The following is a 24,850-nucleotide window of genomic DNA, read 5'->3' as shown; positions in this document are numbered from 1 at the left end:
CTCGTTCTGTTGTGCGGTGATCAGTGGCCGGCGTCGGCCGGGGCCTGAGGGGCCGTGTTCTTCTGCGTGGCGCGCTTGATGGCCGATGCGGCGGCGTGCGCGACCGCCGCAGCGCCCACCACGGCCGCGGCCGTGCCGCCCACCTGGTCGGCGTTGGCCTCGATGCCGAAGGCGTGGATGTCGGTCAGCCGGTCGTAGAACGAGCCCTTGTCCCAGAAGCCGTCTTCACTGCAGCCGATGCAGCCGTGGCCGGCCTGGATCGGAAAGCTCGTGCCCTCGTTCCAGCGCACGGTCGAGCAGGCGTTGTAGGTGGTCGGCCCCTTGCAGCCGACCTTGTAGAGGCAGTAGCCCTTGCGCGCCGATTCGTCGTCGAAGGCTTCGACGAACTGCCCGGCGTCGAAGTGCGGCCGGCGGTAGCACTTGTCGTGGATGCGCTGGCTGTAGAACATCTTGGGCCGGCCCTGGCGGTCCAGCTCGGGGATGCGGTCGAAGGTCAGCATGTAGGTGATCACGCCGGTCATCACCTCTGCAATCGGTGGGCAGCCCGGCACCTTGATGATGGGCTTGTCGAAGATCACCTTGTGCACGGGCGTCGCCTGCGTGGGGTTGGGCTTGGCCGCCTGCACGCATCCCCAGCTGGCGCATGAGCCCCAACTGATGATGGCCTTGGCGTCCTTGGCCACGTGCTTGAGTTGTTCGATGAAGGGCTTGCCGCCGATGATGCAGCTCATGCCGTCCTGGTTCAGCGGCGGGTTGCCCTCCACCGCCAGGATGTAGTTGCCCTTGTACTTGGCCATGATCTCCTCCAAGATGGCCTCGGCCTGGTGGCCGGCGGCGGCCATCAGCGTGTCGTCGTAGTCCAGCGAGATCATGGACAGCACCACGTCCTTGGCCAGCGGGTGCGCCGAGCGGATGAAGCTTTCCGAACAGCAGGTGCATTCCAGCCCGTGCAGCCACAGCACGGGCGTGCGCGGCTTGGTCTCCATGGCGTGCGCGATCTGCGGTACGAAGGCAGAGCCCAGCCCCAGCGAGGTGGCGGTGAGCGAGCAGTATTTGAGAAAGCTGCGGCGCGAGATGCCCTGGCGGCGCATCACCTCGTAGAAGGTTTCCATCGTCCAATGTCTCCGTTTGTTGTGCGTGGGTCGTGGGCCCAACCGGTCGCATGGCAGCGGCTGGTGCGGAGACTTTTGCAAGCCACGCGCCAAGTTGCAGAGGGCACGGGAAAACACGGGGAGGGGGTGGCCAGGTGCTTGATTTATTTCAGGATGTTGCTGGCGAGCAGGGCGGGTGTGTGGATCGCCGAGAGAGTGGGTGGAAGAGGGCTTGCCGGTGTGGGGGTGGTGGTGGAAGGGGGGTGATCGGTGGGTGCGGGTTCCTGGATGCAGCGGGGTGCGGCGAAGTGAGAGATCGCAGGCGTAGCGTGGCCGAGTAAATTAGTAAAAAGCGACAAATATGATCTGTTAGATCAATAAAGGCGTCGGAATTGAACGTGCGCGAAGGCCAAGTTCAAGAATTGCGACATGGACCGCAACACGTGTATGTGTGTTTGCTCGTGCGCGCAACAAGTGCGATGCACCGTCTACCACTCGCGTGATCCCCTCACCGCTTGCCCAACAACGGCGACCGCCCCAGCTTCTCTCGCTTCGCCGCCACCACCGGCCGCACATCCGACCACCGCGCCTGCGCGATGGCCACATCCAGCGACGGCAGGCTCCAGATCTTCTGCAGCCGCAAGCTGTTCATGCCCTCGTTCCACGCATGCAGCATGCGCTTGCCGGTCTCGCGGAATGCCGGGTACCGACCAGCCGTCTCCACCACCAGCGGCGTCACGCGCACCATCGCCTCGCAGATGCGCTCCACGCGCTCTTTGGTCTGGGCGGGCATCACGCCGCAGCGGGTCTGCAGAAAACGCTCCAGCGCCTTGCCCGGCGTCCAGGTGCTGCGGCCTTCCACCGGCATGCCCGGCGGGTTCTTTGCGAAGTCGTCGTAGACGGTGGTGGTCAGCATGTCGTAGACGGGTGCCAGCGCAATGCTGTCGCGCGACGCGTAGAGCAGCGCGACATTCTTGGTGTGGCAATCCGCGTTGCGCAGGGCGTAGGTCAGCAGCAGCAGGTCGGCCAGTTGCGACAGCGCGGCGTTCTGCTGAGCGGGGCTGGGCACCACGTCCTTGATGCGAGCGACGACGCGCTCCCAGGTCGATTGGTACTTTTCTTCGGGACGCAGCAACAGCAGGCTGCAGAGGTCTTCCATGCCCAGGCGCGTGACGCCGTCGTCCGCAAAGTCGAAGCGGTGCACCACCAGCGCCTGGCCGTCGTCGGAGACCTCGGTTCGCGCGGTCGGGATACCGGCCTGGCGCGCCACCTCCATGCACAAGTGCTCATTCAGCGCCACGCCCGGCAGCCGGACGGTGGTGCCCTTGATGATGTGGCGCTCGGTGGCGAGCGTGGCCTTGCCGTGTTCCGCCAAGGTGTTGGGCGACAGGAACTTGGGCACAACGCCCGACACACCCGACGCGGCATGGCGGCGCACCAGCTCGACGAAGGCCGCCTCGGCGTTGTCGCCACGCAGGATGTCGGCCAGTTCGAAGGGCACCGGTGGCTGGTGTGGATCGGCGCCCGGTGCTGCCACCTTCACGCGGCCGATGGCGTTGCGGCCCACCACGGCCAGCAGGTTCATCGGCGATGCGCCCACGTGCGGGCCCAGTTGCTCCTGCAGCACGGACAGCAGAAAGCCCTCCGGCAGATTCATGCGAAACACGGGGTGCAAGTCGGGGTAGGCGTAGGACTCGGTGCGCACCGGCATCAGCAGCGAGACGAATTGCTCGGCCTCGGCGTCCGGGTGGTAGGCCATCACGTGGCGAAAGCCGTCGACGGACTCCAGCGTGGCCACGGGCGTGTTGTGCACGAAGACATGCAGCTTCATTGCGCGGATTCAGGGTTGCCAGCCAGGGCGCGTTGCCGTTCTGCCAGTGCATCGTCGAGCGTGAACGCACGCTGCACCGGCACGTAGTTCAGCTCGTGGCCCAGCACTTCGAGCAGTCGCAGCAGCTTGCGCGCGCCGAACTCGGCCACGCCACCGGTCTCGAAGCGCGCGAGTGTGGACTGGCCCATGCCGCACAGCGTGGCCAGTTCCTTTTGGGTCATGCCGCGCTCTTTGCGCAGGCGCGCCATCGCTTGGCCAAGGTCGGGCAGGGTGTTCATATGCTGTATTTGCTATAGAAATACCGAGAGTTCAGAATTGAAACTTTTCAAAGTGGACAATTTATAGCATATACGGCATCATTGTGCGCGTGTGTTCTATACCGTGCGAATTGCCGCACCGTCACCCACCGTCGGCTGCAGACCCACCCCCAGCGCCAGATGCCGCCCATAGTGCTCCGCCAGGTACGCCTCTCCCCGCTCCAGCACAAAGTACCGAAACGCCTCCGCCGCCGGTGACAGCAGCTTGCTCAGCGTGTGCACCACGTTCCAGGCCCGCAGCACTGGCGCGCCCTCCACGTCCAGCAGCGCGATCAGCTTGTTGTCCAGCTCCAGGCCCAGCGTGTGCAGCGACAGAAAGCTCAGGCCCATGCCGGCCATCACGGCCTGCTTGATGGTCTCGTTGCTGGCCATCTCCATCGTCACATGTGGCGCCACGCGGGCGTTGGCCAGGAAGCGTTCCATCGCCGCGCGCGTGCCCGAACCCGGCTCGCGCACGATGAAGTCCTGCTCGCGCATCGCCTCCACCGGCAGCGAGGCCATGCGTACCAGCGGGTGATCGGGCGCGGCCACGAACACGTGCGGGTGCGCGGCAAAGGGCTCGGCGCGCGTGGCCAGCTCCTGCGGTGGGCGGCCCATGATGGAGATGTCCACCTCGTTGGCGTGCAGCATGCGCACCAGCTGCTCGCGGTTGCCCACCGCCAGCCGGATCTCGACCGCAGGGTGCTCACGCCGAAACTCGGCCAGCAGGCGCGGCAGAAAGTATTTGGCCGTGCTGACCATGCCGATGGCCAGGGTGCCGGCCTCCAGCTTCTGCAACCGCGCGGCCGTGTCTTCGGCGTCTTTCAACGTGGCGAGGATCTTGCGGGCGTGGACCAGCATGTACTCCCCCACCGTCGTCAACGCCACCTGCCGGCCCGTGCGTTCGAACAGCGGCAGGCCGACATGGCCTTCCAGTTCCTTGACCTGCATGGTCACGGCCGGTGGGGACAGGTGCAGCGCCTGCGCGGCGCGCGCAAAGCTCAGATGGCGGGCGACCTCGCTGAAGACGCGTAGCTGGCGGAATGTGGCGTTGCGCATCGGGGTGTTCTCCTGTCTCGGTTAAGCAATAACTGAACCCAGCCCAAAGAACTATTGAATATACGAAAACACGCCCGCTTCCTACATTGGCTCCACCCCTTCATCACCCACCCACAGGAGCCCCATGGAACCCACCCGCACCGAGATCACCGACGCCAAGAAGCGCTACAGCGCTGGCGTGCTCAAGTACAAGCAGATGGGCTACTGGGTGCCCGACTACCAGCCCAAGGACACGGACACTCTGTGTCTTTTCCGGATCACTCCGCAGGACGGTGTGGATCCGGAAGAGGCCGCCGCCGCCGTGGCCGGTGAATCCTCCACTGCCACCTGGACGGTGGTGTGGACCGACCGGCTCACCGCCTGCGACAGCTACCGCGCCAAGGCCTACCGCTGCGAGCCCGTGCCCAACAACCCCGGCCAGTATTTCGCCTGGGTGGCCTATGACCTGATCCTGTTCGAGGAAGGTTCCATCGCCAACATGACGGCCAGTTTGATCGGCAATGTGTTCAGCTTCAAACCACTGAAGGCGGCGCGGCTGGAGGACATCCGCATCCCCGTGGCCTACGTGAAGACCTTCAAGGGCCCGCCCACCGGCCTGGTCGTGGAGCGCGAGCGGCTCGACAAGTTCGGCCGGCCGCTGCTGGGCGCCACCACCAAGCCCAAGCTGGGTCTGTCGGGACGCAACTATGGCCGCGTGGTCTACGAGGGCCTGAAGGGCGGGCTGGACTTCATGAAGGACGACGAGAACATCAACAGCCAGCCCTTCATGCACTGGCGTGACCGCTTCCTGTTCGTGATGGATGCCGTGAACAAGGCCAGCGCCGAGACCGGCGAGGTCAAGGGCAGCTACCTGAATGTGACCGCCGCGACCATGGAAGACATGTATGAGCGCGCCGATTTCGCCAAGGACCTGGGCAGCGTGATCGTGATGATCGACCTGGTGATCGGCTACACCGCCATCCAGAGCATGTCGAACTGGGCGCGCAAGAACGACATGATCCTGCACCTGCACCGCGCGGGCCACGGTACCTACACGCGCCAGAAGAACCACGGCGTGAGCTTTCGCGTCATCGCCAAGTGGATGCGCCTGGCCGGTGTGGACCACATCCATGCCGGCACGGCGGTGGGCAAGCTCGAAGGCGACCCGATGACGGTGCAGGGCTACTACAACGTCTGCCGCGACAGCTACACCAAGACGGACCTGCCACGCGGCCTGTACTTCGACCAGGACTGGGCCGACCTCAAGAAGATGATGCCCGTGGCCTCGGGCGGCATCCACGCCGGCCAGATGCACCAGCTGATCGACCTGTTTGGCGACGACGTGGTGCTGCAGTTCGGCGGCGGCACCATCGGCCACCCGATGGGCATCCAGGCCGGGGCGGTCGCCAACCGCGTGGCACTCGAATGCATGGTCAAGGCGCGCAACGAAGGGCGTGACATCGCCAGCGAAGGCCCGTCCATCCTGCGCCAGGCCGCGCGCAGCTGCAGCCCGCTGAAGGCAGCGCTCGACACCTGGGGCGAGATCTCCTTCAACTACGAAAGCACCGACACCAGCGACTACGTGGCCACCCCGGCCACGTCTTGAAAGGAACCCGCACCATGATGACCAACCCCACCGGCCGGCTGACCCAGGGCCAGTTCAGCTTCCTGCCCAACCTGACGGACGCCGAGATCACCGCACAGATCGACTACGGCCTGCGCCGTGGCTACGCCTGGAGCGTGGAGCACACAGACGACCCGCACCCGCGCAACACCTACTGGAACATGTACGGCAACCCCATGTTCGACCTGGAGGACGCGGCCGGCGTGCTGCAGGAGCTGCAGGAGTGCCGCAAGGCCTTTCCCAACCGCTACATCCGCATGATGGCCTTCGACTCCACACGCGGCGTGGAGACGATCGCGATGAGCTTCATCGTCAACCGGCCCGATCAAGAGCCTGGCTTTGGCCTGGTGCGACAGGAGGCGAACGGCCGCAGCATGCGCTACACGGTGCGCGGCTACGCGAACGAGCGGCCCGAGACGCAGCGTTACGACGGGCCGCGCTGAGCACGGCGCAGGACCAGTACGACCTGTACGCCGATCTACGCACGGACTCTCGAGGCACCGCCATGCACCAGCCGCTCTACGCCATCCCCGGCAGCACCCCCCCGGTGCCGCAGCCGGGGGCTGCCCCCGCCACGGGGCTTGCGCCCACACCGCAGCCCGGGCCTGCCAGCGTGTCCGCCCGCACCGTGGCCGACGTGCTGGCCCAGTCCGATGTGGAGGCCGTGCTGCGTGAGCTGGACGATGAGCTCGTGGGCCTGGCACCGGTGAAGACGCGCATCCGCGATATCGCGGCCCTGCTGGTGGTCGACAAGCTGCGTGCCGCGCATGGCCTGGCGGCGCACGCGCCCAGCCTGCACATGTGCTTCACCGGCAACCCCGGCACCGGCAAGACCACGGTGGCGATGCGCATGGCCACCATCCTGCACCGGCTGGGTTATGTGCGCAAAGGCCACCTGGTGGCCGTGACGCGCGACGATCTGGTGGGCCAATACATCGGCCACACGGCACCCAAGACGCGCGAGGTGCTCAAGCGCGCCATGGGCGGCGTGCTGTTCATCGACGAGGCCTACTACCTGTACCGGCCCGAGAACGAGCGCGACTACGGGCAGGAGGCCATCGAGATCCTGCTGCAGGCCATGGAGAACCAGCGCGACGATCTGGTCGTGATCCTGGCCGGTTATGCCGACCGCATGGCCACGTTCTTCCAGTCGAACCCGGGCATGAACTCGCGCATCGCGCACCACCTGGCGTTCCCGGACTACAGCACGGGCGAGCTCATGCAGATCGCCCAGACCATGCTGGCCACGCAGCGCTACACGCTCGCGCCGGATGCGGAGCAGGCGTTTGCGCGCTACCTGGATCTGCGCATCGCCCAGCCGCATTTCGCCAACGCGCGCAGCGTGCGCAATGCACTGGACCGCGCGCGCCTGCGCCAGGCCAGCCGCTTGTTCGCGCAGCGTGACCGCCCGTGGACCGCGGATGAGCTGCAGACGCTCGCGGCCGACGACATCCTGGCCAGCCGCCTGTTCCAGACTGCGGAGGCCGACCATGCTGCAAGCCCTGGTCTTTGATGTGGACGGCACGCTGGCCGACACCGAATCCACCCACCGCGCCGCGTTCAACCAGGCGTTTGCCGAAGAGGGCCTGGACTGGTTCTGGGACGAGGCGCTGTACACGCAGTTGCTCGACGTGGCCGGCGGCAAGGAACGCATCGCGCATTACGGCCGCCACCGGCGTGGCGACCGTGGTGCCTGTGTGGCCGACCTGGACCCGGCGCTGATCGATCGGCTGCACGCCCGCAAGACAGCGGCCTACGAGGCGGCCGTGCGCGATGGCGCGCTGACCCTGCGGCCCGGCGTGCGCGCGCTGATCGACGAGGCCGGCCGCACCGGCCTGCCGCTGGCCGTGGCGACCACCACCACGCCCGCCAACATCTGCGCCTTGCTGCGCCACACACTGGGCACGGCCTGGCGCCTGCGCTTCGCGGTGCTGGCCGATGGCCACAGCGCGCCGCGTAAGAAGCCGCATCCCCAGGCCTACCAGCAGGTGCTCGATGCGCTGGGCCTGCCGGCGCGCGATTGCCTGGCGTTCGAAGATTCATCCAACGGCCTGCGCGCGGCCACCGCCGCCGGCTTGCCCACCATGGTCACGCCCACCCGCTACACGGCGCATCACGATTTCGGCGCTGCGCTGCGTGTGCTCCCCGACCTGAACGGCGTGGACATCGCCAAGCTGCGCCAGTGGCACGAGAACATCACATGACACCGATCCGCATCGCCCCCTCGCTGTTGTCGGCCGACTTTGCCCGCCTGGGCGAAGAGGTGCGCGCCATCGAGGCCGCTGGCGCCGACTGGCTGCACTTTGACGTGATGGACCAGCACTACGTGCCCAACCTCACCGTCGGCCCGCTGGTCTGCGAGGCCATCCGCCCGCACACGCGGCTGCCCATCGACGTGCACCTGATGGTTGAGCCCGTGGACCTGTTGGTGCCGCTGTTCGCCAAGGCCGGGGCCAACGTCATCAGCTTTCACCCCGAGGCCTCGCGCCATGTGGACCGCACGCTGGCGCTGATCCGCGAATACGGTTGCCAGGCTGGCCTGGTGCTGAACCCGGCCACGCCGCTGGCCTGCCTGGACCACGTGATGGACCGGCTGGACCTGGTGCTGCTGATGAGTGTGAACCCCGGCTTCGGTGGCCAGGCCTTCATCCCGTCGACCTTGCCCAAGCTGCGCGCCGCGCGGGGCCTGATCGAGCGCCACTTTCGGCAGACCGGCCGGCGCATCGCGCTGGAGGTGGACGGCGGCGTGAAGCTGTCCAACATCGCCGAGATCGTGGCCGCCGGTGCCGACACCTGCGTGGCCGGCAGCGCCGTGTTCGGCGCGCCCGATGCCGACGGCGGCTACCGCGGCGTGGTGCAGGCATTGCGCCGTGCGGCCACCCCACAAGATTTGAAACCTCAGGAGACCTCATGCCCCACCACCACACACTGACGCAGTTCCTCATCGAACAGCGAAGGCGCTTCCCCGACGCCAGTGGCGACTTCAACGCGCTGATCCTCGACGTCGCCCTGGCTTGCCGCGCCATCGCGCGCAGCGTGGCCCAGGGCGCGCTGCTGCAGGCACCGGCCGGCGGGGAGGTCAATGTGCAGGGCGAGGTGCAGCAGCCGCTGGACCTGGCCAGCAACGCCATCTTCCTGCGCACGAACGAGTGGGGCGGCCACCTGGCCGGCATGGTGTCCGAAGAGCTCGAGGTGCCGCACCAGATCCCGACCGTCCACCCGCGCGGCAAGTACCTGCTGGCCTTCGACCCGCTGGACGGCTCGAGCAACATCGACGTCAACGCGTCGGTGGGCAGCATCTTCTCGATCCTGCGCGCGCCGGCCGAGTGCGTGGCCAGCGGGCGCGACGTGACCGAGGCCGACTTCCTGCAGCCCGGCAGCACGCAGGTGGCCGCTGGCTATGCGCTGTACGGCCCCTCCACCATGCTGGTGCTGAGTGTGGGCACGGGCGTTGTCGCTTTCACGCTCGACCCGAACCTGGGCGAGTTCATGCTGACGCACCGGGACATTCGCGTGCCCGAGACCACGCGCGAGTTCGCGATCAACGCCAGCAACAGCCGCTTCTGGGAGGCGCCCATCAAGCGCTACATCGACGAGTGCCTGGCCGGCACCGCAGGCCCGCGCGAGAAGGACTTCAACATGCGCTGGATCGCCAGCCTGGTGGCCGAGGCGCACCGCATCCTGATGCGCGGAGGCGTGTTCCTGTACCCGCGCGACAGCAAGACGGCAGGCGTGCCGGGCCGCCTGCGGCTGCTGTACGAGGCCAACCCCATCGGCTTCCTGATCGAGCAGGCCGGTGGGCGCGCCAGCACCGGCCGCGGCCCCGTGCTGGCGGTGCAACCGGACGCGCCGCACCAGCGCGTGGGCCTGGTGTTCGGCTCCAGGCTGGAGGTCGAGCGCATCGAGCGCTACCACGCCGAGCCACCGACCAACACCAGCAACCCCCTGTTCGCCGAGCGCGGCCTGTTTCGTATCTGAGAGAAGAGCACCATGTCTGAACGCCATCCCATCATCGCCATCACCGGATCATCCGGCGCGGGCACCACGTCCGTCACGCGCACTTTCGAGAACATCTTCCGCCGCGAGGGTGTGAACGCCGCCGTTGTCGAGGGCGACAGCTTCCACCGCTACGACCGCCTGGAAATGAAAGCCCGCCAGGCCCAGGCCGAAGCGGACGGTGACCGCAACTTCAGCCACTTCGGCCCGGCCACCAACCTGTTCGCCGAGCTGGCCGGCACGTTCGCCAGCTACGCCAAGGCCGGCACGGGCCAGCACCGCAAGTACCTGCACGACGCCGTGGAGGCCACGCCCTACGGCCAGCCGCCCGGCACGTTCACGCCCTGGACCGACCTGCCGGCCGGTACCGACCTGTTGTTCTACGAGGGCCTGCACGGGGCCGTGGTCACGCCCGAGGTCAATGTCGCGCAATACCCCGACCTGCTGATCGGCGTGGTGCCGGTCATCAACCTGGAATGGATCCAGAAGCTGTGGCGCGACGAGAACCTGCGCGGCTATTCGGCCGAGGCCGTGACCGACACCATCCTGCGCCGCATGCCTGACTACGTGCACTACATCTGCCCGCAGTTCGCGCACACGCATGTGAACTTCCAGCGCGTGCCGGTCGTGGACACGTCCAACCCGTTCATCGCGCGCGACATTCCGACCGCGGACGAGAGCATGGTGGTGATCCGCTTCGCCCAGCCCAAGGGCATCGATTTCCAGTACCTGCTGAACATGGTGCATGGCTCGTGGATGTCGCGCGCCAACACCATCGTCGTGCCCGGCGGCAAGATGGCGCTGTCCATGCAGCTGATCTTCACGCCGTTCATCTGGCGGATGATGGAGCGCAGGAAGCGCGCAACCCAGTGAGCCACCCCCCAGCCTCCGCGTTGCGCGCTCCGCCAACCCCCCTCTGCTACGCGAGGGGGGCGCACCCAGCGGCCTGGCAGAGCCAGTTCCGCGGGTGCCCTGGTAGGGCCTGCTCCGCGGCCCTCGGAGCCGCAATCTGCGCGCCCCCGCTTGACCCACCGCCTGCACAAGGCGCAACGGAAAGTTGACATGATTTCTTCAGAACGCCTGGCCAACGCCTTGCGCATGCTGGCCGTCGATGCGGTCGAGCAGGCCAACTCCGGCCACCCCGGCGCGCCCATGGGCATGGCCGACATCGCAGAAGTGCTGTGGCGCCGCCACCTGCGCCACAACCCATCTGACCCGCAGTGGCCCGACCGCGACCGCTTCGTGCTGTCCAACGGCCACGGCTCGATGCTGCTGTATGGCCTGCTGCACCTCACGGGCTACGACCTGCCGATGGATGAGCTGCGCCGCTTTCGCCAATTGCACAGCAAGACGCCGGGCCACCCCGAGTTCGGCCTCACGCCCGGTGTGGAGACCACCACCGGCCCGCTGGGCCAGGGCCTGGCAAACGCGGTGGGCATGGCGCTGGCCGAGAAGCTGCTGGCGGCCGAGTTCAATCGGCCCGGCCACAGCATCGTCGACCACATGAGCTATGTCTTTGTGGGCGACGGCTGCCTGATGGAAGGCATCAGCCACGAAGCCTGTTCGCTGGCCGGCACGCTGCGCCTGTCCAAGCTCGTCGTGGTCTACGACGACAACGGCATCTCGATTGACGGCGACGTGCGTGGCTGGTTCACCGACGACACGCCGCGCCGCTTCGAGGCCTACGGCTGGCATGTGATCGCCGGCGTCGACGGCCACGACGCGCAGGCCGTGGACGCCGCACTGGAACTGGCCCGCGCGCAGGCGCAGCAGCCGGACGGGCGGCCCACGCTGGTCTGCTGCCGCACCGTGATCGGCCAGGGCGCGCCGAACAAGGCGGGCGGCCATGACGTGCACGGCGCAGCGCTGGGCGCGGCCGAGGTGGCGGCCACGCGGGCGGCGCTGGACTGGACGGCCGCGCCGTTTGAGATGCCGCCGGACATTGCCGCCGCCTGGGACGCACGCGAACGCGGTGCGCAGCTGCACGCTGACTGGCGCGCAGGGTTTGCCGCCTATCGTGCGGAGCACCCGGCCCTGGCGGCTGATTTCGAGCGCCGCATGGCCGGCACGCTGCCAGAGGGCTTCGCTGACCGCCTGCCCGCATTGCTGGCCGCCGTGCCAGCAGACGCCGTGGCCACGCGCAAGGCCAGCCAGCGCGCGCTGGACGCCCTGGCACCGTTGCTGCCCGAGCTGTTCGGCGGCAGCGCCGACTTGACGGGCTCCAACCTCACGAACTTCAAGGGCTGCGTGACCGCAGGCCGCGACCGCCCGGGCAACCACCTGAGCTGGGGCGTGCGCGAGTTCGGCATGGCCGCCGCGCTGAACGGCATGGCGCTGCACGGTGGATTCATCCCCTATGGCGGCACCTTCCTGACCTTCAGCGACTACAGCCGCAACGCCATTCGCATGGCCGCGCTGATGCAGTTGCGCGTGGTGCACGTGTTCACGCACGACAGCATCGGCCTGGGCGAGGACGGGCCCACGCACCAGAGCGTGGAGCATGTGCCTTCGCTACGGCTGATCCCGGGCCTGGACGTTTGGCGGCCGGCCGATGGGCGCGAGACCTTCGTCGCCTGGCAGCAGTCGCTTCAGCGTGCAGACGGCCCGAGCGCGCTGGCCCTGTCGCGGCAGAACCTGCCCGCGTTGACAAGCGCCGTGCCAGCCGAGCACATCGCGCGTGGCGGCTACGTGCTGGCCGACGCGGCGGACGCACGCGCCGTGATCCTGGCCACCGGCTCGGAACTGCAGTTGGCCATGCGGGCGCACGAAGCGCTGGCATCCGTCGGCATCGCGACGCGCGTGGTGTCCCTGCCCTGCACGAACGTGTTCGACCGCCAGCCGCGCGCCTGGCGCGACAGCGTGCTGCCGCGCGATCTGCCGGCCGTGGCCGTGGAGGCTGCGCACCCGGATTTCTGGCACAAGTACGTGGGGCGCGAGGGCCGTGTCATCGGCATCGCGCGCTTCGGTGAATCGGCGCCCGCACCGGCCTTGTACGCGCATTTCGGCATCACGGCCGCGCGCGTCGAGCAAGCCGTGCGCGAACTGCTGGAGGTGGTGACATGAAGGCCTTTGAACTCGCGCTGTTCGACCTGGACGGCACCTTGATCGACACCGCACCGGAGATCGCCGACGCCGTCAACGACACGCTGACGCGATTCGACCTGCCGCAGGTCAGCGAGGCACGTGTCACCGGCTGGATCGGCCACGGCACGCACGAGCTGCTGGTGCAGGCGCTGTCGTCGCAGGGCGAGACGGGCGTGGCCATCGTGCGCGGATCGGAGAGCCTGCGGCTGGCCAGCCTGGAGTTCGACCGCTTCTACCTGGCGCGTTGCGGCACGCGCAGCACGCTGTACCCGCAGGTGCGCGAGACGCTGGCCGCGCTGCGCGCAAGTGGCGTGGCGCTGGCGCTGGTCACCAACAAGGAGGCGCGCTTCGCGCAGCGCCTGCTGGCCGCGCATGGCCTGGATACCGCGTTCGACCGCGTGATCGGCGGCGACACGCTGCCCACCAAAAAGCCCGACCCGGATGGCGTGCACGCGTGCCTGGCCCAGTTCGGCGTGAACGCGGAACGCGCGCTATTCGTCGGCGACTCGTCGATCGACGTGGCGACCGCGCGTGCTGCCGGCGTTGCCGTATGGGCCGTGCCCTATGGCTACAACCAGGGCAAGCCGATTGCCACCAGCGCGCCTGACCGTTTGATCGACGACATCTCCGCATTGCTTTGAATTTCTGATTCCCAAGGACTCCTCATGCCTCTCGTTTCCCTGCGCCAAGTGCTGGACCACGCCGCCGAACACGGCTACGGCATCCCCGCTTTCAACGTCAACAACCTGGAGCAGATCCAGGCCATCATGGAAGCCGCGCAGGAGACCGACAGCCCGGTCATCCTGCAGGCCAGCGCCGGTGCCCGCCAGTACGCAGGCGAGGCCTATCTGCGCCACATGGTGCTGGCCGCAGTCGAGGCCCATCCCGGCCTGCCCGTGGTGCTGCACCAGGACCACGGTGCCTCGCCGGCGGTGTGCCAGCAGGCCATCCGCTCGGGCTTCACCAGCGTGATGATGGACGGCTCGCTGCGCGAGGACGCCAAGACGCCGGCCGATTACGCCTACAACCTGGCCGTCACCCGCCGCGTCTGCGAGATGGCGCATGCCGTCGGCGTGTCGGTGGAGGGTGAACTCGGTTGCCTGGGCTCGCTGGAGACGGGCGAGGCCGGTGAGGAGGACGGCGTCGGCGCCGAGGGCAAGCTCACGCACGACATGCTGCTGACCGACCCTGCACAAGCCGCCGACTTCGTGCGCGAGACCGGCGTGGATGCGCTGGCCATCGCGATTGGCACCAGCCACGGCGCCTACAAGTTCACGCGCCAGCCCACCGGCGACATCCTCGCCATGGACCGCATCGCCGCCATCCACGCGGCCGTGCCCGACACGCACCTCGTGATGCACGGCAGCTCCAGCGTGCCGCAGGAATGGCTGGCCATCATCCGCGCCCACGGCGGCGAGATCCGCGAGACCTATGGCGTGCCGGTGGAGGAGATCCAGCGCGGCATCGCCAGTGGCGTGCGCAAGATCAACATCGACACCGACATCCGCCTGGCGATGACGGGCGCCATGCGGCAGAACATGGCCGAGCACAAGAGCGAGTTCGACCCGCGCAAGGCGCTGGCGGCTGCCAAGAGGGCGGCGCGGGCCATCTGCAAGGCGCGGTTCGAGGCGTTCGGCTGTGCGGGGCGGGGCGCGGCGGTGCTGGCGTAGCACTTGGGTGCTGCGTCGGCGTGTAGACAGGAGTGCAGCATGACCACGATGAACATCCACATCGAAGACGACCTGAACGCCCGCGTGGCGGCCGCCGCCCAGCGCGCTGGCAAGACTGCGCACGCCTTCGTGCTCGATGCCATCGCCCAGTCCGTGGACCAGGCGGAGCTGGACGAAGAGATGCATCGCGTAACGGACGCGCGCTGGGCCGGTGTGCTGGCCACCGGCAAGGCCGTGCCGTGGGACGACGCGAAGGCCTACCTCGCAGCACGCAGTGGTGCTGCTGCGGCTCAAGGCACAGCTGTGGCCACCGGCAACTCCAGCACGAACTCCGCCCCGCCCTCGGCGTGATTGCGGGCCGTCAGCGCGCCCCCGTGCTGCTCGACGATCCCATAACTGATCGACAAACCCAGCCCCGTGCCCTTGCCGACCGGCTTGGTCGTGAAGAAGGGGTCGAAGATGCGGCCCAGGTGGTCTTCTGCGATGCCCGGCCCGTTGTCGCGCAGGCGCAGGCGCACGCGCCCGGCGGCCATCTCGGTGTCGATCCAGATTTGCACCGGCGTACGGCCCGCCGCCGTCGCTGCGTCCAGCGCGTTCTGCAACAGGTTCATCAGCACCTGCTGCAACTGGCCGGCGCTGCCGCTCACGGTCGCGGCCGGGCCGGCAACCCAGTGGACGGCGAAGTCGAGGGGCGCGCCCTTGCGGATCCACAGGATCGCGCGCTCGACCACCTCGTTCAACGCCACGGCGGCGCGCGCTTCCGGGTCCATGGCCGAGAAGCGCTTCAGGCCATGGACGATGTCGGCGGTGCGTTGCGCGCCCTCCAGCGTGCCTTCGATCAGCGAGGGCAGGTCGCCCAGCACATGGTCGATGCGCAGGCGCTGGCGCAGCGCGGCCAGGGCCTCACGCGGCTCGCCTGCGTCCACGGCGGCCAGGTAGTCGCGCAGGCGCTGCAGGTAGCGGTCCAGCGCGTGCACGTTGCCCAGCACGAAGCTGATGGGGTTGTTGAGCTCGTGCGCCACGCCGGCCACCAACCGGCCCAGCGAGGCCATTTTTTCGGAATGCACCAGCTGCTGCTGCGCGCGCTTGAGCGCCTCGTGCGCCGCCCGCAGTTCCTGGTAGGCGCGCTTGAGTTCGGCCGTCGGGCGGCCCACGAACACCGTGCCCAGGCGGCGCCCGTTGGCGGCCGTGCGCGGCGTGCAGTTGGCGTCCACCGGCACGGCCTGGCCACGGGCGTCCAGCAGGTTGAGCTCCATGGTCTCGCCCTGGCGCGATGCCCGGGTGTTGGCCAGCAACTGGCGCACGCGCTGCTTGCTGTCGTCGTCGGCCAGCAAGGTCTCGAACAACAGGCCGCGCAACTGGTCTTCGGTGCGGCCGGCCAGTTCACACAGGGAAGCATTGGTCTGCTCGATGGCGCCGTGGGCGTCGCAGACGATCAGCACGTCGGACATCGCCGTGATCACGCTGAACACGAACTGCTGCGACTGTTCCAGCTCGGCGTTCTTCTTCTCCAGCTCGACCTCGTCGTCGATGAGCTGCGAATAGACCTCGTCCATCTTCTGGATCACGTCCATCCACACGGCGTCGTCGATGCCGTGTGGGCTGGGGCCTGCGGCGTCCATCTCCTGCTGTTTCTGCTGGAGCAGCGTGGAGCCTGAGATTCTGGGCGGCGGCATCGTGGTGGGTGCCCTCAAAGGGCGAAAGACAGCGCTGGTGGGACGGGTCCGGACGAAACGAAACTGGTGCCGGGGCCGGAGTCGAAAAAGTGGATATGCGCGGCGCGACTCGCCCCGACGAGCTTGACGTTTTGATCTTACCAAGCGCTCATGTGGCCAGCGCATCGGGACAGTGCCAGCTAGACCGGAACCGCATGTTTCGGGACGATGCGATGCCTCGAGTGTCCCAGAGCGCGGCGTCCTCGGCCAGGGTTCTCGTCATCCGCTCCGTCAAAGCAACGGCCACAGCCCGGCGCTGCCCGGCGGCCTGTGCACCGACGACTCTGCGGCACTTGCGCAAGATCAAGTGCCCGCAGCCGATGACCGCGATACATTGCCGTCGACAGCACGCAGGCTACGGCAACGGCCCTGCACGTAAGCCACCGCACAGACCCCCAGCCGCGGTTGGAATACAACCGTTCCCAGTCAGCAGCCATGGCGATTTCTCCACCACCAGAGGCTCCACATGACCCCTACGCTGTCCCCCGACCTGCGCCACCCGATGGATGCCCACTGGCGTGCCGCCGGCCACCTGCCCATCGGCGGCGCAGACGACCAAGACCTGCCCGAGATCGGCGACCGGCGCTGGAGCGCGCCCACACCATGACCATCCGAAACCTGGACCAGCTGTTCAACCCGTCTTCGGTGGCGGTCTTCGGTGCCTCACCGCGCCCTGGCAGTGTGGGCGCCACGGTGTGGCTGAACCTGCGCCACGGCGGCTTCAAGGGCCCCCTGTACGCCGTCAATCCCAAGCACCGCCAGCTCGACGACCGCCCGGTGTTCGCGCGCGCTGCCGACCTGCCCAGCGTGCCCGAACTGGCCGTGGTCTGCACGCCGCCGGCCACGGTGGCAGGGCTGATTGCCGAGCTGGGCGCGCTGGGCACCCGCGCCGCGGTGGTGATCACGGCCGGCCTGAGCGCCGCGCAGAAGCAGGCCATGCTGGACGCGGCGCGCCCCCACACGGTGCGCATCCTGGGGCCCAACTGCATCGGCCTGATGGCGCCGCACATCGGGCTCAACGCCAGCTTCGCCCATACCGACGCCGCACCCGGTCAGATCGCCTTCGTCTCGCAATCGGGCGCGCTGGTCACTGCCATGCTGGACTGGGCCCGCGCACGGCTCATCGGCTTCTCGCAGTTCGTCTCGCTGGGCGAGCATGCGGACGTGGACTTCGGCGACATGCTCGACTACCTGGCCAACGATCCGCGCACCCGCGCCATCCTGCTGTACATCGAGTCGGTCGAGTCGCCGCGCAAGTTCATGTCGGCCGCACGGGCCGCGGCGCGCAACAAGCCCGTCATCGTGGTCAAGGCCGGCCGCTCGGCCAAGGGCCAGCTGGCCGCGGCATCGCACACCGGTGCGATGGCGGGCTCTGACCTGGTGTATGCGGCAGCCATCGCGCGTGCCGGCATGCTGCGCGTGGACACGCTGCAGCAGCTCTTCCTGGCGGCCGAGACGCTCACGCGTTTCGGGGGCAACCGTAGCGAACAGCTGACCGTCCTGACCAACGGCGGTGGCGCCGGCGTGTTGGCGGCCGACGCAGCGGCGCATGCCGGCGTGCCGCTGCTGGAGCTGGCCCCGGCCACGCTGCAGCGGCTCGATGCCGTACTGCCCGCCAACTGGTCGCATGCCAACCCGGTGGACATCATCGGCGATGCGCCGGTGACGCGCTACGTGCAGGCGCTGCAGGCCCTGTACGAGGATCCGCAGGTCGGCGCGGTGCTGTTCATCCATGCGCCGTCGGCCATCGTGCCCAGCGCGGCCATTGCCGAGGCGATGGTGCCACTGGCCGCGCAGCCCACACCGCGCCTGCTGGCCTGTTGGCTGGGCGAATCGGCCGTGGCCGAGGCGCGCAGCATCTTCCGGCACGCCGGCATCGCGAGCTTTGCCACACCGGAGGAAGCGGTCAGCGGCTTTGCCATGCTGCAGGCCTACCGCCACAACCAGGCGCAGCTGCTGGAGGCGCCCGCCAGCGCAAGCGCTGCGCAGACCTTCACCAGCACCGGCACAGCCGACCGGCTGGCCGTGGTGCGCGCCTTGGTCGCCCAGGTGCTGGCCGACGGCCGCGACATGCTCAGCGAGCCCGAGGCCAAAACCGTGCTGGGTGCCTACGGCATCCCGGTGGTGGCCACGCGCAGTGTCGGCACCCAGGCCGACGAGGCGGTCACCGCGGCCGAGGCCATCGGCTTCCCGGTGGCGTTGAAGATCCTCTCGGACGATATCTCGCACAAGTCCGATGTGGGCGGCGTGGCGTTGAACCTGGACTCCGCCACGCAGGTGCGCGTCACCGTGCAGGCGATGCTGGCGCGCGTGCGTCAGGCATTGCCGACGGCACGCATCCAGGGCTTTGCCGTGCAGCAGATGGTGCAGCACCCGCATGCGCACGAGCTGATCGTCGGCGCCAGCATCGACAACGTGTTCGGCCCCATCATCCTGTTCGGCCACGGCGGCACCTCGGTCGAAGTGGTGGCCGACCGCGCCGTGGCCCTGCCGCCGCTCAACACCGCGCTGGCCAGGGCGCTGGTGCAGCAGACCCGCGTGGCCCGGCTGCTGGGCGGCTACCGCAATACACCGGCCGCCGATCAGGACGCGCTGCACCGCGTGCTGGTGGCCGTGTCGGACCTGCTGGCGGAGGTTGCCGAGATCGCCGAGCTGGACATCAACCCGCTGCTGCTCAGCGACAAGGGTGCCATCGCGCTGGACGCGCGCATCCGCGTCAGCGCCGATGCGCCCGCCGGTGCGCGCAATTTCGCCATCCGCCCCTACCCCGCGCACCTGGTCGAGCAGACCACGTGGCAGGGCCGCGCGCTCACGCTGCGGCCGATCCGCCCGGACGACGAGGCCCGGCACCTGGCCTTTCTGGAGCGCCTGACGCCCGAGGACGTGCGCATGCGCGTGTTCCACAGCCGGCGCAGCATCGAGCGCAGCGAGCTGGCCCGCATGACGCAGATCGACTATGCGCGCGAGATGGCGCTGGTGGCGGTCGCGCAGGCATCCGACGGCAGCGAGGAAACACTCGGGGTCGTGCGCGCCCTGGCCGACCCGGACAACATCGACGCCGAGTTCGGCATCGTCGTGCGGTCCGATCTCCACGGCACGGGTCTGGGCGCGCTGCTGATGCGCAAACTCATCGACACGCTGCGCGCGCAGGGCACGCAGCGCCTGGTCGCCAGCGTGCTGACGCAGAACCACCGCATGCTGGCGCTGGCGCGTGCGCTGGGATTCGTGCCCGGCCCGCACCCGGCGATCGACGGGGTCCAGGAGATCGAGCTCCCGCTGGGGCGTATCGCGGAGATCGGCGGCGGCAGTGCGGCTGCCATGAACGCGGTGGCGCGAGCCGATGGCTGAGTCGCTGGCAGGCCTCGGCAGGGACATGGCATATCCGAGAAACAGTTGTGGCCGGCTGCTGCGCTTGCGGTAGGCCCATCACATGGACCACCCTGCCCGAAGTGCAGTCAGCCGGCGGCGTTACGCGTGGGTGCGCTCCGCATGACAATTGGTAGCTGCTTCGCAGCGACCTGCTCAACGTCTCGTATAAGCGCAGCCATGGCCTGCCACTCCTCTCGATGAACAGCCTGGGCGCGATCTCCTTGCTGGCGGGCGGCATCGGGCTGTTCCTGCTCGGCATGGGCATGATGACCGATGGACTCAAGCTGGCTGCGGGCCCCGCCTTGCAACGCATCCTGAGTGCCGCCACCCGTACCCGCTGGCAGGCGCTCGCCTCCGGTACGCTGATGACCGCGCTGGTGCAGTCGTCCAGTGCCGTCACCGTGGCCACCATCGGCTTTGTCAATGCGGGGCTGCTCGGCCTGGCGCCGGCCTTGTGGGTCCTGTTCGGCGCCAACGTTGGCACGACGATGACCGGCTGGATCGTTGCGCTGGTGGGCCTCAAGTTCAAGGTGGAGGCGCTGGCACTGCCGCTCATCGGCGTCGGTGTGCTGATGCGCCTGGGCGGCGAGCAACAGCGCCGCGGCGCATTCGGCAGCGCGCTGGCGGGCTTCGGCCTGCTGTTCCTGGGCATCGCCACGCTGCAGCAATCCTTCGTCGGTCTGGCGGGCCGGATCAGCCTTCCGCAGGGAGACGGTGTGCTCACGGTGCTGGCGCAACTGGGCATCGGGGCGCTAATGACGGTGCTGATGCAGTCGTCCAGTGCGTCGATGACCATGGCGCTGACGGCGGCACAAGGCGGGTTGCTCGATGTGCAGGGCGCGGCGGCCGTGGTCATCGGTGCCAACATCGGCACCACGGTGACGGCGCTGCTGGCCGCCATCGGTGCCACGCCCAACGCACGCCGGGCAGCGATGGCGCATGTGGCATTCAACGTCGTTACCGGCGCGGTGGCCCTGCTTCTGCTGCCGTGGCTGATCGGCGCTCTTGGCACCGCGCGCGAGGCGCTCGGCCTGCCGTCCGATCCCGCGGCCAAGCTGGCGCTGTTCCACACCACCTTCAACCTACTGGGCGTATTGTTGATGTGGCCGCTGGCGGCCCGCCTCACGCAATGGCTGCAACGGCGCTTCCGTGCCGCCGAAGAAGACGAAGCGCAGCCGCAGCATCTGGACGACAACGTGCTGGCCGTGCCGGCATTGGCCGTCGATGCGCTGGTGCTGGAGGTGGAACGCATCGGCCACATCGCTGTGCGGGCCCTGCGATCGGTGCTGGCTGGCGCCGGTCCCGTGGCCTTGGCCCGTGACCGTTCGGTGGCCGGCGCATTGGGCGCGGCAGCTGACGCGTTTGTCGAGCGCATGAACCGCGCAGCCATGCCACAACGGGCCAGCGAAAGGCTGGCCGAGGTGCTGCGCATCCAGCGCTACCACGAGACGTGCCTCGAACTGGCCATCGCTGCGTCGCCCCTGTCGGTGCCGCTTGCCGACCCTGTTGCAACCGCCCGGCATGCAGAGTTCGTGGCGCACATTGCCGCGCTCCTGGCCAGCTTCGACGCAACAGGACCGGCGGGTCCGTCCGGGCCATCGGCAACGAAGCCCGACACTGCCGGCATGGCCGACCTAGAACAGGCCTACGAAGCGCTCAAGGCCGCAGTCCTCGCAGCCGGCGCCGCCGGCCGGTTGCCCCTGGTCGAGATGGAGGCCATGCTGGGTCGCTACAGCGCACTTCGCCGTGCGATGCAGCAGGCGCACAAGGCGCACAAGGCGCTCAAGACGCGCATGCACCCGCTGCCGCAGGACCGATCCTGACACCGGCCGGTGGCGTGCCACCGGAAACGTCGTTGGCTGCTCTCAGGCTGCAGCAGCGACTCGCTGAACTCACAGGTACGGCGACAGCAACCCGGCCACGCCTTTGCGCAGTCGGGTGCCGAAGGGCAAGGAGCGCAGTTCGAATGCGGTGAGCTTGCGGGCCGCCGCGATGCGCGCCAACACGTTCGCTCAGCCGGTTCAGGCCCCGCATGCCGATTGCGAGGTCCCTCAACGGTCCTGAAGCTGGTGGCCCTGGTGGCGCGAGCCCCGGCGTTCGGCAGCTTCTGGTCAGCCGTCCACGCCGTACGGCTTGTGGGCATGGCAGGGACGCAGGATGGCGGCGATGACAACGGCATCCTGCACTGCGCGGCGGTCGCCCATCAGCGCGACGCGCGAGAAGCGGCGCGCACGGCGCGTTGGGTAAGGGGTGTGTTCCGCGTACAGAGCACGGGGTGCGTTGGACGCACCCGGCTGCGAAGGTGCTGCCGTCGGGCGTGCCCGCTCCTGTGGGCGCGCCTGTTGGGGCGGTTGCGGCACTGGCGGGCTGACCAGCACTGCGGCCTCCTCCACGGTCCGCCCCCATGACGTGGACAGCGCTTCGGCAGCAGGCGATGCCGTGGCGCCCGCCTGCGTGTTCTGGGGGGTTTGCGCGTTCTGCGCCTCGGCCGCCTTCCTGCGCAGGTAGTTGCGCACGAACTGGAACAGCGTTGCCAGCACGAAGACCGCCAGGAAGATCAACTCCAATGTGCTGCCACCCATGACCTGCCCCTCAGCCCTTGCGCCCGCTGGTGGGCGCGTCGTCGGTGCTGGCAATCTCCTCGCGCATGGCCGTGTCGGCCTGCATGTTCTGCATGCGGTAGTAGTCCATGATGCCCAGGTTGCCCTGGCGGAAGGCTTCGGCCATGGCGCGCGGCACCTCGGCCTCGGCCTCGACCACGCGGGCCCGCATCTCCTGCTCCAGCGCCACGGCCATGGCGCGGCGCTCCTCGGCCTTGGCCTGGGCGATCTGCTTGTCGGCGTTGGCCTGGTCGATCTGTAGCTTGGCGCCGATGTTCTCGCCCACGTCCACGTCGGCGATGTCGATGGACAGAATCTCGTAGGCCGTGCCCGCGTCCAACCCCTTGGCCAGGATGTGCTTGGAGATGTGGTCCGGGTTCTCCAGCACGTCCTTGTGGCTGGTGGCCGAGCCGATGGTGCTGACCATGCCCTCGCCCACACGCGCCATGATGGTTTCTTCACCCGCACCGCCGACCAGGCGTTCGATGTTGGTGCGCACCGTCACGCGCGAGACGGCGATGAGCTGGATGCCGTCCTTGGCCACGGCCGCAATGCGCGGTGTCTCGATCACCTTGGGCAGCACCGACATCTGCACCGCCTCCAGCACATTGCGCCCGGCCAGGTCGATGGCCGCGGCGCGCTGGAAGCTCAGCGGAATGTTGGCCTTGTCGGCCGAGATCATCGCGTTGACCACCCGTGTGACATTGCCGCCCGCGAGAAAGTGCGCCTCCAGGTCGTTGACGGACAGGTCGATGCCCGCCTTCGCCGCACTGATGCGCCCGGTCACGATGGTGGTGGGCGGTACGCGGCGCAAACGCATCGCGACCAGCGTGAACAAGCCCACGTACGCGCCCGAGGCCCAGGCGGCGATCCACAGCGGAATCGGCACCAGGTACAGCACCGTGGCCAATATCGCCACCACCAGCACCAGCAGGCCCACGCTGCCGGCAAGTCCGGCGATCATTTCATTCATGTCGTTTCCTTTGTGTTCGTCTGCATGACACCGTGCGCGCGGCGGCGCACGACGATCCGGTTGCCGTCCACGTGCACCACCTCGATGGGCGTGTCGGGCTCGATGAGCTCGCCGTCGGAGACCACGTCCACACGTTCGCCCCCGAAATCGGCGATGCCGGCGGGGCGCAACGTGGATGCGGCTCGACCGTGTTGCCCCAGCCAACGCTGGTCCGATGGGGGCGCGGAGCCATGGGCCGGGCCGGAGCCCAGGTGGGTGTCGAGCACCAGCCGGCGCGAGAGGGGCAACCGCGGCAGGAAGCGCAGCAGCACCAGACCGGCCACCAGGGTCACCAGCAGCGCGATGACCACGCGCCACACTGCAGCAACCACCACCGTGGCCGTGTCACCGGCGCCCGTCATCGCCATGACCAGCGCGCCCACCAGGGCAGCGAGCCCCAGTGCGCCCGCGATGCCGAAGCCGGGGATGAAGAACAGCTCCGCCACCAGCAGTGCGATGCCCGCTGCAACCAGCAGCATCTCCTCCCATCCTGCGAGCTGCACCAGCCAGTGGCCCCAGAAGAACAGCGCCAAGCTGGCCACGCCCAGGGCGCCGGCCAGACCCAGGCCCGGCGTGCGCAGCTCCACGAAAATGCCCAGCATGCCCACGCTGATCAGCAGCGAGCTGACCACGGGATGCGTCAGGAAGCGGACCAGTTGCTCGGCCCAGTGCGGCGAAGCATTGCGCACTTCTGCACCCGCCAGGCCCAGGTGGGCGAGCACGCCCTCCAGTGAATCCGCGCGCGTGTCCGCCACCTTGTGCTTTAGTGCCTCCTCGGTGGTAAGCGTCAGCAACTTGCCCTTCTCGACCACGCCCGGCACGGCCACATCGGCGTCGACCATGGCCTCGGCCAGCAACAGCGGCCGCTTGCGCGCCTCGGCCGTGGCACGAAACTCCTTGCGCACGTAGGACACCGTTTTCTCGTCGGCGGGCTTGGCTTCAGCGCCCGGGGACCCGCCCAGTACCGGCGCTGCCGCGCCGATGGTGCTGCCGGGCGCCATGACCAGGGTCTGGGCGGACAGGGCGATCAGGGCGCCCGCCGAGATGGCGCGCTTGTTCACGAACGCCACCGTGTGCAGCGGCGAGCCGAGCAGCGCGTCGCGGATCTGCACCGCGCCATCGACGCGCCCGCCGAAGGTCTCGATCTCGAACACCACAGCCGCCGCGCCGGCCTCCTTGGCTTCACCCAGCACGCGCCGCACGAAGGGCGCCTGGCCGAGATCGATCACACCGTCGATGGCGACCACGTAGACCAATGGCCGAGCACTCTGCGGTTGCGCCGAGGCGAAATGGGCCAGCACGCCGCAGGCGAGCAATACCCACGCCGCCAGCAGGCGAACCATTCGAACAGACATGTCGCCCCCTATGTCGCTCGCGTGCCAAGTCCAGAAAATGCCGGATAGAGGACACGCAGCGCTACACAGTAGGGCTGGCCCAGCGGTTCGTATATTGCGCTGTGCGATGGCCTGTTCCGTCGCGGGGCAATTGGTCGATCCTGGACAATCTTGTGGGGGTGTTTTTTTG

22 protein-coding genes are annotated in these 24,850 nt (G+C 68.3%); 14 read left to right on the top strand and 8 right to left on the bottom strand.

Annotated features, from left to right (window positions below; translation table 11 throughout):
- Positions 1-20 precede the first annotated feature (20 nt).
- The 4 genes from AC099J_RS21620 to AC099J_RS21605 form a co-directional block, all read right to left on the bottom strand.
- Positions 21-1,112 (bottom strand): hydrogenase small subunit, encoded by a 1,092-nt coding sequence (locus tag AC099J_RS21620; RefSeq protein ID WP_479617350.1) that lies wholly within the window; start codon positions 1,110-1,112, stop codon positions 21-23.
- 487 nt (positions 1,113-1,599) lie between these two features.
- A complete protein-coding gene (locus AC099J_RS21615) occupies positions 1,600-2,922 on the bottom strand; it encodes a type II toxin-antitoxin system HipA family toxin (RefSeq protein WP_479617349.1) in 1,323 nt (440 codons plus the stop codon).
- Positions 2,919-3,200: a helix-turn-helix domain-containing protein gene (locus AC099J_RS21610; protein WP_479617348.1), complete on the bottom strand. Its 282-nt coding sequence runs from the start codon at positions 3,198-3,200 to the stop codon at positions 2,919-2,921. Before AC099J_RS21610 ends, AC099J_RS21615 begins: the two co-directional genes overlap by 4 nt.
- Positions 3,201-3,296: 96 nt before the next feature.
- Complete coding sequence (locus AC099J_RS21605; RefSeq protein ID WP_479617347.1) at positions 3,297-4,277, bottom strand: LysR substrate-binding domain-containing protein; 981 nt, start codon at positions 4,275-4,277, stop codon at positions 3,297-3,299.
- Positions 4,278-4,401: 124 nt separating this feature from the next.
- On the opposite strand from AC099J_RS21605, the gene AC099J_RS21600 reads away from it, so the two are divergent.
- The 11 genes from AC099J_RS21600 to AC099J_RS21550 all read left to right on the top strand — a co-directional run bounded on the left by AC099J_RS21600 (position 4,402) and on the right by AC099J_RS21550 (position 14,981).
- Positions 4,402-5,862, top strand: coding sequence for a form I ribulose bisphosphate carboxylase large subunit (locus AC099J_RS21600; protein WP_479617346.1), 1,461 nt, complete (start codon positions 4,402-4,404; stop codon positions 5,860-5,862).
- Positions 5,863-5,876: 14 nt separating this feature from the next.
- The gene (locus AC099J_RS21595) at positions 5,877-6,323 is read left to right on the top strand and encodes a ribulose bisphosphate carboxylase small subunit (RefSeq protein WP_479617345.1); all 447 of its coding nucleotides are present in this window, start codon (positions 5,877-5,879) and stop codon (positions 6,321-6,323) included.
- 62 nt (positions 6,324-6,385) lie between these two features.
- The gene (cbbX, locus tag AC099J_RS21590) at positions 6,386-7,393 is read left to right on the top strand and encodes a CbbX protein (protein WP_479617344.1); all 1,008 of its coding nucleotides are present in this window, start codon (positions 6,386-6,388) and stop codon (positions 7,391-7,393) included.
- Entirely contained in the window at positions 7,371-8,084 is a 714-nt protein-coding gene (locus AC099J_RS21585) for an HAD-IA family hydrolase (RefSeq protein ID WP_479617343.1), read from the top strand. Before cbbX ends, AC099J_RS21585 begins: the two co-directional genes overlap by 23 nt.
- Positions 8,081-8,812: a ribulose-phosphate 3-epimerase gene (rpe, locus tag AC099J_RS21580; RefSeq protein ID WP_479617342.1), complete on the top strand. Its 732-nt coding sequence runs from the start codon at positions 8,081-8,083 to the stop codon at positions 8,810-8,812. The genes AC099J_RS21585 and rpe overlap by 4 nt, the downstream gene beginning before the upstream one ends.
- Entirely contained in the window at positions 8,791-9,858 is a 1,068-nt protein-coding gene (locus AC099J_RS21575) for a class 1 fructose-bisphosphatase (RefSeq protein ID WP_479617341.1), read from the top strand. Before rpe ends, AC099J_RS21575 begins: the two co-directional genes overlap by 22 nt.
- A gap of 12 nt (positions 9,859-9,870) precedes the next feature.
- Positions 9,871-10,749: a phosphoribulokinase gene (locus tag AC099J_RS21570; protein ID WP_479617340.1), complete on the top strand. Its 879-nt coding sequence runs from the start codon at positions 9,871-9,873 to the stop codon at positions 10,747-10,749.
- Between the two features lie 189 nt (positions 10,750-10,938).
- Positions 10,939-12,939, top strand: coding sequence for a transketolase (tkt, locus tag AC099J_RS21565; RefSeq protein ID WP_479617339.1), 2,001 nt, complete (start codon positions 10,939-10,941; stop codon positions 12,937-12,939).
- On the top strand, positions 12,936-13,601 hold the full coding sequence (gene gph, locus AC099J_RS21560; protein ID WP_479617338.1) for a phosphoglycolate phosphatase: 666 nt from the start codon (positions 12,936-12,938) through the stop codon (positions 13,599-13,601). Before tkt ends, gph begins: the two co-directional genes overlap by 4 nt.
- A 24-nt stretch (positions 13,602-13,625) precedes the next feature.
- Positions 13,626-14,630, top strand: a complete 1,005-nt coding sequence (gene fba, locus AC099J_RS21555) for a class II fructose-bisphosphate aldolase (RefSeq protein ID WP_479617337.1) — start codon at positions 13,626-13,628, stop codon at positions 14,628-14,630.
- Positions 14,631-14,669: 39 nt separating this feature from the next.
- Positions 14,670-14,981, top strand: coding sequence for a CopG family transcriptional regulator (locus AC099J_RS21550; protein WP_479617336.1), 312 nt, complete (start codon positions 14,670-14,672; stop codon positions 14,979-14,981).
- On the opposite strand, the gene AC099J_RS21545 is transcribed toward AC099J_RS21550, so the two are convergent.
- Positions 14,921-16,252: a sensor histidine kinase gene (locus AC099J_RS21545; protein ID WP_479617371.1), complete on the bottom strand. Its 1,332-nt coding sequence runs from the start codon at positions 16,250-16,252 to the stop codon at positions 14,921-14,923. The genes AC099J_RS21550 and AC099J_RS21545 overlap by 61 nt on opposite strands.
- 559 nt (positions 16,253-16,811) lie before the next feature.
- Here AC099J_RS21545 and AC099J_RS21540 point away from each other — a divergent pair.
- The 3 genes from AC099J_RS21540 (at position 16,812) to AC099J_RS21530 (ending at position 21,537) form a co-directional block, all read left to right on the top strand.
- Positions 16,812-16,952: a hypothetical protein gene (locus tag AC099J_RS21540; RefSeq protein WP_479617335.1), complete on the top strand. Its 141-nt coding sequence runs from the start codon at positions 16,812-16,814 to the stop codon at positions 16,950-16,952.
- Complete coding sequence (locus AC099J_RS21535) at positions 16,949-19,693, top strand: bifunctional acetate--CoA ligase family protein/GNAT family N-acetyltransferase (protein ID WP_479617334.1); 2,745 nt, start codon at positions 16,949-16,951, stop codon at positions 19,691-19,693. Before AC099J_RS21540 ends, AC099J_RS21535 begins: the two co-directional genes overlap by 4 nt.
- Before the next feature lie 218 nt (positions 19,694-19,911).
- Positions 19,912-21,537 (top strand): Na/Pi cotransporter family protein, encoded by a 1,626-nt coding sequence (locus tag AC099J_RS21530; protein ID WP_479617333.1) that lies wholly within the window; start codon positions 19,912-19,914, stop codon positions 21,535-21,537.
- 288 nt (positions 21,538-21,825) lie between these two features.
- On the opposite strand, the gene AC099J_RS21525 is transcribed toward AC099J_RS21530, so the two are convergent.
- Genes AC099J_RS21525 through AC099J_RS21515 form a run of 3 tightly spaced genes read right to left on the bottom strand, consistent with a single transcriptional unit; the run spans position 21,826 to position 24,681 of the window.
- Positions 21,826-22,296 (bottom strand): hypothetical protein, encoded by a 471-nt coding sequence (locus AC099J_RS21525; RefSeq protein ID WP_479617332.1) that lies wholly within the window; start codon positions 22,294-22,296, stop codon positions 21,826-21,828.
- Positions 22,297-22,306: 10 nt separating this feature from the next.
- Positions 22,307-23,287 (bottom strand): flotillin-like protein FloA, encoded by a 981-nt coding sequence (floA, locus tag AC099J_RS21520; RefSeq protein WP_479617331.1) that lies wholly within the window; start codon positions 23,285-23,287, stop codon positions 22,307-22,309.
- Positions 23,284-24,681, bottom strand: coding sequence for an NfeD family protein (locus AC099J_RS21515; RefSeq protein WP_479617330.1), 1,398 nt, complete (start codon positions 24,679-24,681; stop codon positions 23,284-23,286). Before AC099J_RS21515 ends, floA begins: the two co-directional genes overlap by 4 nt.
- Positions 24,682-24,850: the final 169 nt, after the last annotated feature.

Source organism: Rhodoferax sp. RT4P68 (genome assembly GCF_056521305.1).
The sequence above is the reverse complement of the archived record's forward strand: the minus strand, read 5'-3'. Positions and strand labels throughout refer to the sequence as shown.